Source organism: Pseudomonas sp. MYb327, assembly GCF_040438925.1.
In the GTDB taxonomy this organism is placed as follows: Bacteria; Pseudomonadota; Gammaproteobacteria; order Pseudomonadales; family Pseudomonadaceae; genus Aquipseudomonas.
In genome coordinates this window covers 5,889,760-5,903,151 of the sequence record NZ_CP159258.1, presented here as the reverse complement: position 1 = coordinate 5,903,151, position 13,392 = coordinate 5,889,760, and the positions used below count along the sequence as shown (strand labels likewise).

Here is a 13,392-nt window from a genome sequence, read left to right as displayed (position 1 = left end):
AAGGACTATGCTTCAAAAAGCCCATGGTGCGCGGCTCTATGCCCTCACTTGAATTGCAGGGACCGGACCTTTACCGCGTCTCTGCCGGGTACTTTGTCCTTGAGCCAGATAATCTTGGCCGAACGTGGTGCGTCGAGTTGCTTCACTGCTTCAGACAAGCATCCGTGCGTCTCACGCTCACAACGATCCAGATACGCCTTGACCAGGGCAAACTCTGCGGGGCTCAAGCCACGCAATTCAAGCTCAAGCGGGCGTTCATCACGCAGACGGCCAGCGGTTTTTGCCGCGTCAAGGGCCATTCCAAGACGATCGATCAGTCTTTCGTACAACTCCGGTTTAGTAGCTTTTTGCCGTGACTCAACCATCCCTCACCTCATTGGAAGATAAGACCTACTCCCCAGTTAGAGCTTAGCTTCCATGAACAAACCGGCTGAACGCCGCGACCAACGGCCCTCGCAGCCGTTTTCGCGAGACGCGCGGCCGTAATCAGGGTTTCCCTCGATAGAGTGCGGTCATGTATGCTACGGCGCTTCCTGTAACTCCACTTCCAGCTCGTCTGGACACCGAAACGCCGAATTGGCGCGTTCACCGTCCAGCGTCGCATTGAAGAGGATTAGGCCACCCCTATTCAGTTCAAAAGTAGCCATGCACGAACAATATCAGCCCCGTGAGATCGAAGCCGCCGCCCAGAAATTCTGGGACGAGCAAAAGTCCTTTGAAGTCAGTGAACAGCCAGGCAAGGAGACTTACTACTGCCTGTCGATGTTCCCTTACCCCAGCGGCAAGCTACACATGGGGCACGTGCGCAACTACACCATCGGCGACGTGATCTCCCGCTATCAGCGCATGCAAGGCAAGAACGTCCTGCAACCCATGGGTTGGGACGCCTTCGGCATGCCGGCGGAAAACGCCGCGATGAAGAACAACGTAGCGCCCGCCAAGTGGACCTACGAAAACATCGCCTACATGAAATCCCAGCTGCGCAGCCTGGGCCTGGCAGTGGACTGGTCGCGTGAAGTGACCACCTGCAAGCCTGATTACTACCGCTGGGAACAATGGCTGTTCACTCGCCTGTTCGAAAAAGGCGTGATCTACAAAAAAAGCGGCACCGTGAACTGGGACCCGGTCGACCAGACCGTCCTGGCCAACGAACAGGTGATCGACGGTCGCGGATGGCGTTCCGGCGCGCTGATCGAAAAGCGCGAAATCCCGATGTACTACTTCAAGATCACCGCTTACGCGGATGAGCTGCTGGAGAGCCTCGACGAACTGACTGGCTGGCCTGAACAGGTCAAGACCATGCAGCGCAACTGGATCGGCAAATCCCGCGGCATGGAAGTGCAGTTCCCGTACGACGTCGATTCCATCGGCGAAACCGGTGCACTGAAAGTCTTTACTACCCGTCCGGACACCCTGATGGGCGCGACCTACGTCGCTGTGGCCGCCGAGCACCATCTGGCCAGCCTGGCCGCGCAGAACAATCCCGAGCTGCAAGCGTTCATCGCTGAATGCAAGGGCGGCAGCGTCGCCGAAGCCGACGTCGCCACTCAAGAGAAAAAAGGCCTGCCAACCGGCCTGTTCGTCGAACATCCACTGACCGGCGAAAAACTGCCAGTCTGGGTCGCCAACTATGTGCTGATGCATTACGGCGACGGTGCGGTGATGGCTGTTCCGGCCCACGACGAGCGCGATTTCGAATTCGCCCTCAAGTACAACCTGCCGGTCAAATCCGTGGTGCGCACCAGCTCCGGTGACACCAACCCGGCGCCATGGCAAGACGCCTACGGCGAGCACGGCACGCTGATCAACTCCGGTGAGTTCGACGGTCTCGATTTCGCAGGCGCCTTCGATGCCATCGAAGTCGCCCTGATCAAGAAAAACCTCGGTGCCTCGCGCACCCAGTTCCGCCTGCGCGACTGGGGCATCAGCCGCCAGCGCTACTGGGGCTGCCCGATCCCGATCATCCACTGCACCAGCTGCGGTGACGTACCGGTGCCGGAAGACCAACTGCCTGTGGTACTGCCGGAAGACGTCGTTCCCGATGGCGCCGGCTCGCCGCTGGCACGCATGCCCGAGTTCTACGAGTGCAGCTGCCCGAAATGCGGCCAGCCTGCCAAGCGTGAAACCGACACCATGGACACCTTCGTCGAGTCCTCGTGGTACTACGCCCGCTACGCCTCGCCGCACTTTGAAGGTGGCCTGGTAGAAAAATCGGCGGCCGACCACTGGTTGCCGGTGGACCAGTACATCGGCGGTATCGAACACGCGATTCTTCACCTGCTCTACGCGCGCTTCTTCCACAAGCTGATGCGCGATGAAGGCCTGGTGAGCTCCAACGAGCCATTCAAGAACCTGCTGACCCAAGGCATGGTGATCGCCGAGACTTACTACCGTCGTGAAGCCAACGGTGCCTACACCTGGTTCAACCCGGCGGACGTAGAACTCGAACGCGACAGCAAGGCCAAGGTCATCAGCGCCAAGCTAATCGCGGACGGCCTGCCGGTGGAAATCGGTGGCACCGAGAAGATGGCCAAGTCGAAGAACAACGGTGTTGACCCACAATCGATGATTGATCAGTTCGGCGCCGATACCTGCCGCCTGTTCATGATGTTCGCCTCGCCACCTGACATGAGCGCGGAGTGGTCCGACTCCGGCGTAGAGGGTTCGCATCGTTTCCTCAAGCGCGTCTGGCGTCTGGCTCAAGCGCACGTCACTCAGGGCCTGCCGGGCAAACTGGACGTCGCCAACCTGAACGACGAGCAGAAAGCCATTCGCCGTTCGATCCACCAGGCCATCAAACAGGCCAGCCACGACGTCGGCCAGAACCACAAATTCAATACCGCCATCGCCCAAGTGATGACGCTGATGAACGTGCTGGAAAAAGCACCGCAAGGCACCGAACAGGATCGCGCACTGGTTCAGGAAGGCCTGGAAACCGTGACGCTGCTCCTGGCCCCGATCACGCCGCACATCAGCCACGAGCTGTGGAATCAACTGGGTCACGCCGATCCGGTGATCGACGCTGGCTGGCCGGTGCTGGACGACAGCGCGCTGGTGCAGGACAGCCTGACGCTGGTCATCCAGGTCAACGGCAAGCTGCGCGGCCAGATCGAAATGCCTGCCGGCGCGACGCGTGAACAAGTCGAAGCCGCTGCCCGCGCCAACGACAACGTGCTGCGTTTCGTCGATGGCCTGACTATTCGAAAAGTGATCGTGGTGCCCGGGAAACTGGTCAACATCGTCGCCAGCTAATTGGATCAGGCGCCAGGTCATGCCCGGCGCCGCGTAAAACCTTTCGGGCCGCCTGATCGGCCCACCTGGTTTCAAGGGGAGCAACACAATGATCAAACGCAACTTGCTGGTGATGGGCCTTGCGGTCCTGTTAAGCGCCTGCGGTTTCCATCTGCGCGGCACCGGCACCACCGAACTGGCGATCAAGGAACTCGATCTGAGCGCGCGCAACGCCTACGGCGAAACCGTGACGCAACTGCGTCAGGTGCTGGAAAGCAGCGGCGTCAAGGTCTACACCGGCGCTCCGTACAAACTGGTGCTGACCGACGAACAGGAAAGCCAGCGCATCCTCAGCTATGCCGGCGCCGGTCGTACTGGCGAGTACCAGGTGACCACAGTCCTCAACTACGACATTCGTGGTCAGGGCGACCTTGACCTGTTGAGCGACAAGCTTGAAGTGCAGAAGATTTTCATCCATGACGGCAACAACCTTGTAGGTTCCGACCAGGAAGCCGCCGACGCCCGCCGGGAAACCCGTCGCGAACTGGTACAGCGCATGATGCTGCGCCTGCAACAACTGACCCCAGCCCAACTGGATCAGCTGCAGCAGACCGCCGATGCCAAGGCCAAGGCTGAAGCCGCGGCAATGGAAGCGGCGCGAAAGGCTGAAGCGGAAACGCCGCGTCAGTCGCCTATCGAACTGCCGCAGCAATAAGACTTACGGGGCGCTCAGGCGCCCCGTTCGCCCTCTCTTATGAAGCTCGCTCCCGCCCAACTCGCCAAACACCTGCAAGGCGCCCTCGCGCCGGTCTACGTCATCAGTGGCGACGATCCCTTGCTGTGCCAGGAAGCTGCGGACGCTATTCGTAGCGCCGCCCGTCAACAGGGTTTCGACGAGCGCCAGGTCTTTGCCGCCGACGCCAGTTTCGACTGGGGTACATTGCTGCAAGCCGGCGCCAGCATGTCGCTGTTCGCCGAGAAGCGCCTGCTGGAGCTGCGTTTGCCATCCGGCAAGCCCGGTGACAAAGGTGCTGCTGCGCTCATCGAATACTGCTCGCGACCGGCCGAAGACACGTTGCTACTGATCAGCCTGCCGAAACTCGACGGCAGTGCACAGAAAACCAAGTGGGGCAAGGCGCTGGTCGAAGGCCAGCAGACCCAGTTCGTGCAGATCTGGCCGGTGGATATCAGCCAGCTGCCGAGCTGGATCCGGCAGCGCTTATCCCAGGCAGGACTTTCCGCCACCCAGGACGCTGTCGAGCTGATCGCCGCACGGGTCGAGGGCAACCTGCTGGCGGCGGCCCAGGAAATCGAAAAGCTCAAGCTGATGGCCGAAGAAGGTCAGATCACGGTGGAAACCGTGCAGGCGGCGGTAGCCGACAGTGCGCGTTTCGATGTCTTTGGGCTGACCGACGCGATTCTCAACGGTGAAGCCGCCCACGCCCTGCGCATGCTCGAAGGGTTGCGCGGTGAAGGTGTCGAGCCACCGGTCATTCTCTGGGCCCTGGCCAGGGAACTGCGCCTTCTGGCTAATTTGTCGCTGCAGTACAGCCAAGGTGTGCCCTTGGATAAAGCCTTCAGCCAGGCCCGACCGCCGGTCTGGGACAAGCGCAAACCACTGATGAGCAAGGCCCTGCAACGCTATTCGGCGCAACGCTGGGCGCAGTTGCTTCTCGAAGCGCAGCGCATCGACGCGCAAATCAAGGGCCAGGCGGCCGGTTCGCCGTGGATGAGTTTGAGTCGGTTGTCGTTGTTGATGGCTGGTCAGCGTCTGACATTACCTGCCGAATAAGGCTTTTTGTGGCAAGGGAGCTTGCTCCCGCTGGGTTACGAAGCAACCCCAACCAGACGCCGAGCATTTTCTGTCAAACGCGCTTACAAGTTTACGACTGCTTCGCAGCCGAACGGGAGCAAGCTCCCTCGCCACAAATCAGCATTCCTACACATCGTGGGGCTGGACAGAACCCCAACTTCAGCCGAAGATTTACCCCGCAAAAAACCCTCAATTGCGAGAGATCATCATGAGCAAAAAGCCGTCCAAACACGGCCCCAACAAGGCCAAATCCATCATCGCCCAGCCACTGTTCCGCAGCCGTCAGGAACGAGCCGGCAAAGGCAAAGTCAGCTACCGCCGCGAAGCCTTCCAGTCTAATAGCTGGGAGGCTTCTTACTTTCTGGCAGCCTGAAAGGCATGCGAACGCTCAACATGTTAAGGTCTGTACTTGATACGTATTTCCTGGACCCGTGCATGCCCTTTAGTCTTTCCCATCGTTGGCCCGTGCGCCAATTGATTGCTGCCTCCAGCCTCATATTGCTAGTCGCCTGCGCGGAAAAACCCACCGCCGCCGACGCCCAGCCGATTCAGTCACTTCCCGTCGCCACCGCTCCAGCGGTCATCCCGCCTGTGGTTCCAAACGGCGAAAACCTCGATATCCAGCCGACTCAAACCTTCGCCGAATGGCAGGCAGGTTTCCGCAAGGACGCCCTCGCGGCCGGCATCCGGGCCGATCTGTTCGACCGGGCCTTTGCCAATGTCAGCTTTGACCCGAGCGTGATCCGCGCCGACCGCAGCCAACCGGAATTCGCAAAACCGGTGTGGGAATACCTCGATGGCGCGCTGTCCCCCCTGCGGGTTCGCAAAGGCCAGGCGCTGGTCAGCCAATACGATGGCATTCTGCAAAGCATCGAACAGCGCTATGGTGTCGACCGTCAGGCATTGGTCGCGGTGTGGGGCATGGAGAGTAATTTCGGCCAGTTCCAGGGCAGCAAGTCGGTGATCAATTCGTTGGCGACCCTGGCCTACGAAGGCCGGCGTCCCGGTTTCGCCCACGCGCAATTGATCGCCGCCCTGCAGATCCTGCAGCAAGGCGATATCGAACCCGAGAAAATGCTTGGCTCCTGGGCTGGCGCCATGGGCCAGACCCAATTTATTCCTACCACCTACAACACTCACGCAGTGGACTTCGATGGTGACGGTCGGCGCGATATCTGGGGCAGCACCGCTGATGCGCTGGCCTCGACCGCGCACTACCTGCAAAGCTCCGGCTGGCAGAAAGGCCAGCCGTGGGGCTTCGAAGTGCAACTGCCAAGCAGCTTCAACTACGTGCTGGCCGATGGCACGATCCGCAAGAGTGTCGCCGAGTGGCGGCAACTGGGCGTGATGATGCCTGACGGCGGCCAAGTTCCGCCAGGCACCGAGCAACTCTCCGCAGCGTTGCTGCTGCCGGCCGGTTATCGTGGTCCGGCGTTCCTGGTACTCGACAACTTCCGGGCGATCCTCAAGTACAACAACTCGTCTTCATACGCCCTGGCGGTGAGCCTGTTGTCCGAGCGTTTCAACGGCGGGGGCCTGATCAGCGGCACCTGGCCGAAAGATGATTTGCCGTTGAGCCGCACCGAGCGGATTGAATTGCAAAACCTGCTGAGCGCCCAGCACTACGACGCGGGCAACGCCGACGGCATCATCGGCGCCAATACGCGCAAGGCGATCCGCAGCGCCCAGCAATCATTTGGCTGGCCGGCGGATGGTTATCCAACGCATAAGTTGCTGGAAGGCCTGCGTAACCGTTAAAAGCAAAAGATCGCAGCCTGCGGCAGCTCCTACAGAGGAACACGAATCCCTGTAGGAGCTGCCGCAGGCTGCGATCTTTTTTGCTATTTACCGGGTAACAACATCCTGCTCCAACACCAATTCCTTACTCCCCGCATCCAGCCTCACTAACGCCCCCATCGGCAAAGTCAGGTTCGGGTCGCAATGCCCGCTGCGCCACCCCGACAGCACCGGAATCTGCAACGGCTCGAACGTCTGCTTGAGCAATCGCTCCAGCGCCGTCACTTCTACACCCGCCACATCCCCCACCAGTACGCCCCGCAGCTTGTGCAGCGTGCCAGCCAGCCGCAGATGGGTCAGCAATCGGTCGATGCGATACAGCGGCTCGTTGATGTCTTCGATAAACAGGATCACGCCTTCGGCATCGATCTCGTAAGGCGTGCCCATGGTCGCGGCGATCATCGACAGATTGCCCCCCAACAAGCGCCCATGGGCGATGCCGGGCTCGATAGTGGTCAACGGGTAAGCCTTCGGGTGCGCGAGAACACTACCCGCCTTCACTTCTCCACTCAGCATGTTGAAGAAAGAAAACTCGGTGGGCGGCTGGCGGTTTCCCAACAAATCGGCGTTGAGTAGCGGACCGTGGAACGTCACGAAGCCGGCGTAGCGGCTGATTGCCAGGTGCAACGCGGTGATATCGCTGTAACCGATGAAAGGCTTGGCGTTGTTGCGCAGCAGATCGAAGTCGATTTGGTCGAGCAGTCGTGGCGTGCCATAACCCCCGCGCAGGCAGATGATCGCATCGACCTCACTGTCGGCGAAGGCGGCATGCAAGTCATTGAGTCGCACTTCATCACTACCCGCCAGGTAGCCACTTGTCTCATAGACGCCTGGAAACACTTTCAGCGAATAGCCCCGCGCGCGCATCCATTGCACGGCTTTGCGAGTGTCCAGCGCAGCGGGACCGGCCGGTGCAATAACGCCAATCTGCCCTTCTGACGGCAATAGCGGGACCGGTGCATGAGGGCAAAGGGTGTGGGTCGGTCGAGCGGTCATCCATATCTCCCTGGCGTAAAACCTCTGCACACAGTAATCAGGAACGGGAATAAACAGAAGAGGGTTTGTTGTCCAGGTGATTACAAAAAATACGGTAGTTGTCGTATCCAGGACAAAAAAACGCCCGCAAGGCCTAAAGCCGTGCGGGCGTTTTCATGTCGCGCCGTGGATCAGGACGACATCAGCTCGGCCTTGACCAGCTTCGCCTGCTCGTCAGCGTGGTACGACGAACGTACAAGAGGGCCGGAAGCGACGTTCTTGAAGCCCATTTTGTAACCTTCCTCGGCGAACCAGGCGAAGGTGTCCGGATGCACGAAACGCTGCACCGGCAAGTGACTGCGGGACGGTTGCAGGTATTGACCCAGGGTCAGCATATCGATGTCGTGTTCGCGCATGCGCTTCATGACTTCAATCACTTCGTCGTCGGTCTCGCCCAGACCCAGCATCAGGCCGGACTTGGTCGGAATGTGCGGCATCATCTGCTTGAAGCGTTGCAGCAGGGTCAGCGACCACTGGTAATCCGAACCCGGACGCGCAGCCTTGTACAGGCGCGGTACGGTTTCCAGGTTGTGGTTGAACACATCCGGTGGCTCAGCGGCGGTGATTTCCAGGGCAATGTCCATGCGGCCACGGTAATCCGGAACCAGGGTTTCGAGCTGCACGTTCGGCGACAGCTTGCGGATTTCGCGGATGCAGTCGGCAAAGTGCTGGGCACCGCCATCACGCAGGTCGTCGCGGTCTACCGAGGTGATCACCACGTACTTCAGGCGCAAGTCGGCAATGGCGATGGCCAGGCTTTCCGGCTCGTTGACGTCCAGTGGTTTCGGCCGACCGTGACCGACGTCGCAGAACGGGCAGCGACGGGTGCAGATGTCACCCATGATCATGAAGGTCGCGGTGCCACCGGAGAAGCACTCGCCCAGGTTCGGGCAGGAGGCTTCTTCGCAGACACTGTGCAGCTTATGTTTGCGCAACAGCGCCTTGATGCGGTCGACTTCCGGAGACACCGGAATGCGCACACGAATCCAGTCAGGCTTTTTCGGCAGTTCAGTGGTCGGAATGATCTTCACCGGGATGCGTGCAACCTTCTCGGCGCCGCGCAGCTTTACGCCGGCTTCAACCTTGGCACGCGGGGCCGGACGCTCGGTGACATCCTGCGTCGGGATCATGGTTTGCACTGCATCAGTAGTCATATCAGTCGATTCCGCCCGTTAGGGTCGTCTGCTCAGCATAGTCGAGGTGTTTGACGAGCTGCGCGCGCAGCCGGGCACTTACCTCGGCAAATTCAATCGATCCTGCATGATCGCTCAGCTGGGTCATCGCCAGCCCGGCGTAGCCGCAGGGATTAATCCGTCGAAACGGTTCCAGGTTCATGTCCACGTTCAGGGCCAGGCCATGAAAGGAACAACCGTGGCGGATCCGCAGACCCAGGGAAGCGATTTTCGCGCCATCGACGTAGACACCCGGCGCATCCGGCTTGGCCGCCGCAGTCACGCCATAGCTGGAGAGCAGCTCGATCAGGCACGACTCCATACGGCTCACCAGGTCGCGCACGCCAAATCCCAGCTTGCGCACATCCAGCAGCAGATAAGCCACCAGTTGCCCGGGCCCGTGATACGTCACCTGACCACCGCGATCGACTTGCACCACCGGAATATCTCCCGGCAGCAACAAGTGTTCGGCCTTGCCGGCCTGACCTTGGGTAAAAACCGGCGCGTGTTCGACCAGCCAGATCTCGTCGGCGGCATCGCTGCCGCGTTCGTTGGTAAAGCGCTGCATGGCATGCCAGACCGGCTCGTAAGCCATCTGGCCGAGCTCGCGAAAGCCCAGCGTGCCAGACATCACAGCACCATGTGCACGAAGCCGGTAGCCCGCAGTTCGCTGTTAATGTTGTACAGCTGGTCCTGGTCGGTGGCGACGATGTGCAACTGAATAGTGGTGTATTTGCCGTTGGTGCTTTGGCGCTCATCCACACGGTCATGGTTGATCGTCGCGTGTTTCTTGACGATCTCGATGATCTTGTCTTTGTTGCCTACGCCGGTATCGCTGATCACCTTAACCGGGTAATCAACGTTGGGGAATTCGATCTTAGGCGCCTTTACTTCGGTATCGGTCATGGCGTAACGGCCTCGTAAGCGTAAGCCGTGGCGACGGGCATAACCCCACGCCGGATGAGCGCGGGGCCATGCAGGTGCACACTATCAGTTGAACAAGCCGTAGAAGAATAGACGGATGCTATCCCACATGCGGCGGAAGATACCACCCTCTTCGACGCCATCCAGAGCGATCAGGTCGGCGCTGTGCACCACTTTGTCGTCCAGTTTGACTTCGACTTTACCGATCACGTCGCCCTTGGCGATTGGCGCAACCAGTTGCGGGTTCATGGTCATGCTGGCAGCAAGCTTTTTCAGCTGGCCTTTCGGCAGGGTCATGGTCAGGTCTTCAGCCAGGCCGGCTTTGACTTGATTGGTCGCACCTTTCCAGACAGGAGCCTGAGCCAGCTCGGCGCCCTTCTGGTAGAAGGTCTGGGTTTCGAAGAAACGGAAACCGTAAGTCAGCAGCTTCTGGGTCTCGGCGGCGCGAGCCACTTCACTGTTGGTGCCGAACACCACGGCGATCAGGCGCATGCCATCACGCACGGCCGAAGACACCATGCAGTAGCCTGCTTCGTCGGTGTGGCCGGTTTTCAAGCCGTCGACAGTCTTGTCGCGCCACAGCAGCAGGTTGCGGTTAGGTTGCTTGATGCCGTTCCAGAAGAACTCTTTCTGCGAGTAGATCGCGTAGTGAGCCGGATCTTCGTGGATGATCGCGCGAGCCAGCACAGCCATGTCGTGAGCCGACGAGTAGTGCTCAGGGTTCGGCAGGCCGGTCGGGTTCATGAAGTGGCTGTTGGTCATGCCCAGGTCGCCAACGGTTTTGTTCATCATGTCGGCGAACGCGTCTTCGCTGCCGGCGATGTGCTCGGAGAGCGCAACACTGGCGTCGTTGCCCGACTGGATGATGATGCCGTGCAGCAGGTCGCTGACAGTCACTTGCGAGCCGACCTTGATGAACATCCGCGAACCGCCGGTACGCCAGGCGTTTTCGCTCACGGTTACCGGATCGTTTTCACCGATCTGGCCACGACGGATTTCCAGGGTCGCGATGTAAGCCGTCATCAGCTTGGTCAGACTGGCTGGCGGCAGACGCTGGTCACCATTGTTTTCGACCAGCACGTTGCCGCTGCTGGCGTCCATGAGCACGTAGGCCTTGGCGGCCAGTTGCGGTGGCGACGGCATCATCTCGACCGCGAATGCGGCAGGCGAGAGGAGCAGCGGGACTAGAAGGCACAGGCGTTTGGCAAAGGTGGTGATGTTCATCCGTCTCTCGAAATCGCTAATGGAAACTTGCCCGAAGGCAAAAACTAATCAAATAACCTCTAACGGGTTATCGCGTGTTCAGTCGTTCACTCTGCAACCCTTGCCGGGCTTTTGTTCTTCGACGAGCCAACAACCTGGTTCATCCCCGACCGCAGATGAACCGTCAAACAAGTCCTACGTATTACTCGGTGACCACGCTCGGCGAACCAAGATTGGCCAGGCGCACACTGTTCTGCACTTGCTGTATTTCACCCGGCGAACCAATCGGCCCCAGGCGTACCCGATGCAGCGTTTGTTGATTGCGCACGATCGAGCTGATGAACACCGGGGCGCTCACCATCCCGCTGAGCTTGGATCTCAGCAGTTCGGCAGCGTCCGGGTTGGCGAACGCGCCCACCTGAAGGTACTGGCCAGAGGCTGCTGTGGATGGTTTTTTTGTATCGATCTGAACAGGCACAACAGCGGCGGCGTGTTGCTGCGGCGGTGGCGTCCATTGCTCGACCGTACCGGCCGAAGCCGTGATCACCGGGGCGCTATTCTGCGCGACTTGCGGCTCGTTGAGCATCAAAGGCGCCGGACGGCCCTTGGCTGCCCACCATTGCTGCGGATCGATACCTTCGACCTTGACCCGCGCCGTGCCGGTTTCGGCATAGCCAAGTTTCTTGGCCGCGGCATAGGACAAATCGATGATCCGGTCCGAATAGAACGGACCACGGTCGTTGACCCGCAGGATAACTGTCCTGTTGTTGTCCAGGTTAGTCACCCGAACGTAACTTGGCAGTGGCAAAGTCTTGTGCGCGGCGCTCATGCCGTACAAGTCATACACTTCGCCGTTGGCGGTGTTCTGACCGTGGAACTTGGTGCCGTACCAGGAGGCAGTGCCTGACTGCACGTAGGTCTTGGACTCCTGAAGCGGGAAGTACGTCTTGCCCAGCACGGTGTACGGGTTGGCCTTGTACGGGCCGGTGTGCAGGGTCGGCGTGGCATCCGGGATACGCGATACATCGACGTCCCACCATGGCGCGCCATCCTTGTGGGCACGGTTGATGTCCAGCCCCGGCGCCGAGCGCACGGCGGTGGTGGATTTCTGTGTCGGCGCGCGACTGGTCGAGCAACTGGCGACCAGCACTGCCAGCGCGGCCAATGCCATCAGCTTCAGGGGTTTATTCATAGGCAATGCCCGCATTACTTGACGCCCCGTGCTTGGACCAGCTGTTCAGACAGTTGATGTACAGCCATGGCGTACATCACGCTGCGGTTATAACGCGTGATTGCGTAAAAATTCTTCAGGCCCATCCAGTATTCGGGGCCATTGTCGCCTTCCAGCCGGAAAGCGGTAACCGGCATATCATCGCGCAGCGCATCATGACTTGACCAGCCCAGAGCCCGCAACTCTCCGACGGTTTTAGTCGGCTCGATGCCCGTGGTCAAACCTTCATCCGCCTGATCGCCGCGTACATCGGCGCGACTGACTACCGGCTCACCGGCGACCCAGCCGTGACGTTTGAAGTAACTGGCAACGCTGCCAATGGCATCGTCCGGATTGGTCCAGATATTGATGTGGCCGTCACCGTCGAAATCCACCGCATAGGCGCGAAAGCTGCTCGGCATGAACTGTGGCAAGCCCATGGCACCGGCGTAGGAACCTTTGAGGGTCAACGGATCAACCTGCTCTTCACGGGCCAACAGCAGGAATTCACGTAATTCCTTGCGGAAAAATTCGGCACGGGGAGGATAGTCGAAACCCAGGGTCGATAAAGCATCGACTACCCGGAAATTGCCGGTATTACGTCCGAAAAAGGTCTCAACGCCGATGATCGAGACGATTACCTGGGCCGGCACACCGTACTCTTGCTCGGCACGCGCCAGGACCGCCTCGTGCTGACGCCAGAAGTCCACGCCACGGGCAATGCGCGCATCGGTGATGAACATCGGGCGATATTCGTTCCACTGCTTGACCCGTTCTGCGGGTTTTGAAATCGCGTCCAGAATCGACTGCTTGCGCTCGGCTTCGCGGAACACGCCCATCAGCTGTTCACCGGCGAAACCGTAGTCGCGGGTCATTTCACCGACGAATTCGGCCACCTGTGGCGAGCCCTCGTAATCGCCGGCCAACGCTTCCTGCGCGGTGCCAAGGATGCTTACCAGGCCGACCCATGGCGCGTATCGAGTCGCCCAGCCACGCATTACTTGCAT

General features: G+C 59.8%; 13 protein-coding genes. 5 read left to right on the top strand and 8 right to left on the bottom strand.

Annotated elements, in window-relative coordinates; all coding sequences use genetic code 11:
- Positions 1 to 44 precede the first annotated feature (44 nt).
- On the bottom strand, positions 45 to 365 hold the full coding sequence (locus ABVN21_RS26730; RefSeq protein ID WP_339555902.1) for a hypothetical protein: 321 nt from the start codon (positions 363 to 365) through the stop codon (positions 45 to 47).
- 280 nt (positions 366 to 645) lie between these two features.
- On the opposite strand from ABVN21_RS26730, the gene leuS reads away from it, so the two are divergent.
- From leuS to ABVN21_RS26705, 5 genes are all read left to right on the top strand, one after another.
- Complete coding sequence (gene leuS / locus ABVN21_RS26725) at positions 646 to 3,252, top strand: leucine--tRNA ligase (RefSeq protein WP_339555901.1); 2,607 nt, start codon at positions 646 to 648, stop codon at positions 3,250 to 3,252.
- A gap of 88 nt (positions 3,253 to 3,340) precedes the next feature.
- A complete protein-coding gene (gene lptE / locus ABVN21_RS26720; RefSeq protein WP_339555900.1) occupies positions 3,341 to 3,946 on the top strand; it encodes an LPS assembly lipoprotein LptE in 606 nt (201 codons plus the stop codon).
- A 39-nt stretch (positions 3,947 to 3,985) separates the two neighbouring features.
- Positions 3,986 to 5,023 (top strand): DNA polymerase III subunit delta, encoded by a 1,038-nt coding sequence (holA, locus tag ABVN21_RS26715; protein WP_339555899.1) that lies wholly within the window; start codon positions 3,986 to 3,988, stop codon positions 5,021 to 5,023.
- A gap of 229 nt (positions 5,024 to 5,252) precedes the next feature.
- Positions 5,253 to 5,417: an alternative ribosome rescue factor ArfA gene (gene arfA, locus ABVN21_RS26710; RefSeq protein WP_339555898.1), complete on the top strand. Its 165-nt coding sequence runs from the start codon at positions 5,253 to 5,255 to the stop codon at positions 5,415 to 5,417.
- Positions 5,418 to 5,479: 62 nt separating this feature from the next.
- Positions 5,480 to 6,802 carry a lytic murein transglycosylase gene (locus tag ABVN21_RS26705; RefSeq protein WP_339555897.1) on the top strand — a complete coding sequence of 441 codons (1,323 nt, stop codon included), beginning with the start codon at positions 5,480 to 5,482 and terminating at the stop codon, positions 6,800 to 6,802.
- A gap of 87 nt (positions 6,803 to 6,889) precedes the next feature.
- On the opposite strand, the gene ABVN21_RS26700 is transcribed toward ABVN21_RS26705, so the two are convergent.
- The 7 genes from ABVN21_RS26700 to mltB all read right to left on the bottom strand — a co-directional run bounded on the left by ABVN21_RS26700 (position 6,890) and on the right by mltB (position 13,392).
- Positions 6,890 to 7,837, bottom strand: coding sequence for an LD-carboxypeptidase (locus ABVN21_RS26700; protein ID WP_339555427.1), 948 nt, complete (start codon positions 7,835 to 7,837; stop codon positions 6,890 to 6,892).
- 170 nt (positions 7,838 to 8,007) lie between these two features.
- The gene (gene lipA / locus ABVN21_RS26695) at positions 8,008 to 9,006 is read right to left on the bottom strand and encodes a lipoyl synthase (RefSeq protein WP_162493947.1); all 999 of its coding nucleotides are present in this window, start codon (positions 9,004 to 9,006) and stop codon (positions 8,008 to 8,010) included.
- Between the two features lie 25 nt (positions 9,007 to 9,031).
- Complete coding sequence (gene lipB / locus ABVN21_RS26690) at positions 9,032 to 9,679, bottom strand: lipoyl(octanoyl) transferase LipB (RefSeq protein WP_339555428.1); 648 nt, start codon at positions 9,677 to 9,679, stop codon at positions 9,032 to 9,034.
- Complete coding sequence (locus ABVN21_RS26685; protein ID WP_003215438.1) at positions 9,679 to 9,954, bottom strand: DUF493 domain-containing protein; 276 nt, start codon at positions 9,952 to 9,954, stop codon at positions 9,679 to 9,681. The genes lipB and ABVN21_RS26685 overlap by 1 nt, the downstream gene beginning before the upstream one ends.
- An 84-nt stretch (positions 9,955 to 10,038) precedes the next feature.
- The gene (locus ABVN21_RS26680; protein WP_034148128.1) at positions 10,039 to 11,196 is read right to left on the bottom strand and encodes a D-alanyl-D-alanine carboxypeptidase family protein; all 1,158 of its coding nucleotides are present in this window, start codon (positions 11,194 to 11,196) and stop codon (positions 10,039 to 10,041) included.
- 181 nt (positions 11,197 to 11,377) lie between these two features.
- The gene (locus tag ABVN21_RS26675; RefSeq protein ID WP_339555429.1) at positions 11,378 to 12,382 is read right to left on the bottom strand and encodes a septal ring lytic transglycosylase RlpA family protein; all 1,005 of its coding nucleotides are present in this window, start codon (positions 12,380 to 12,382) and stop codon (positions 11,378 to 11,380) included.
- Entirely contained in the window at positions 12,382 to 13,392 is a 1,011-nt protein-coding gene (mltB, locus tag ABVN21_RS26670) for a lytic murein transglycosylase B (protein WP_339555430.1), read from the bottom strand. The genes ABVN21_RS26675 and mltB overlap by 1 nt, the downstream gene beginning before the upstream one ends.

Coding starts and splice junctions, on each gene's coding strand:
- ABVN21_RS26730 (WP_339555902.1), bottom strand. CDS start 365: ATGGTTGAGTCACGGCAAAAAGCTACTAAACCGGAGTTGTACGAAAGA.
- leuS (WP_339555901.1), top strand. CDS start 646: ATGCACGAACAATATCAGCCCCGTGAGATCGAAGCCGCCGCCCAGAAA.
- lptE (WP_339555900.1), top strand. CDS start 3,341: ATGATCAAACGCAACTTGCTGGTGATGGGCCTTGCGGTCCTGTTAAGC.
- holA (WP_339555899.1), top strand. CDS start 3,986: ATGAAGCTCGCTCCCGCCCAACTCGCCAAACACCTGCAAGGCGCCCTC.
- arfA (WP_339555898.1), top strand. CDS start 5,253: ATGAGCAAAAAGCCGTCCAAACACGGCCCCAACAAGGCCAAATCCATC.
- ABVN21_RS26705 (WP_339555897.1), top strand. CDS start 5,480: ATGCCCTTTAGTCTTTCCCATCGTTGGCCCGTGCGCCAATTGATTGCT.
- ABVN21_RS26700 (WP_339555427.1), bottom strand. CDS start 7,837: ATGACCGCTCGACCGACCCACACCCTTTGCCCTCATGCACCGGTCCCG.
- lipA (WP_162493947.1), bottom strand. CDS start 9,006: ATGATCCCGACGCAGGATGTCACCGAGCGTCCGGCCCCGCGTGCCAAG.
- lipB (WP_339555428.1), bottom strand. CDS start 9,679: ATGTCTGGCACGCTGGGCTTTCGCGAGCTCGGCCAGATGGCTTACGAG.
- ABVN21_RS26685 (WP_003215438.1), bottom strand. CDS start 9,954: ATGACCGATACCGAAGTAAAGGCGCCTAAGATCGAATTCCCCAACGTT.
- ABVN21_RS26680 (WP_034148128.1), bottom strand. CDS start 11,196: ATGAACATCACCACCTTTGCCAAACGCCTGTGCCTTCTAGTCCCGCTG.
- ABVN21_RS26675 (WP_339555429.1), bottom strand. CDS start 12,382: ATGCGGGCATTGCCTATGAATAAACCCCTGAAGCTGATGGCATTGGCC.
- mltB (WP_339555430.1), bottom strand. CDS start 13,392: ATGCAAGTAATGCGTGGCTGGGCGACTCGATACGCGCCATGGGTCGGC.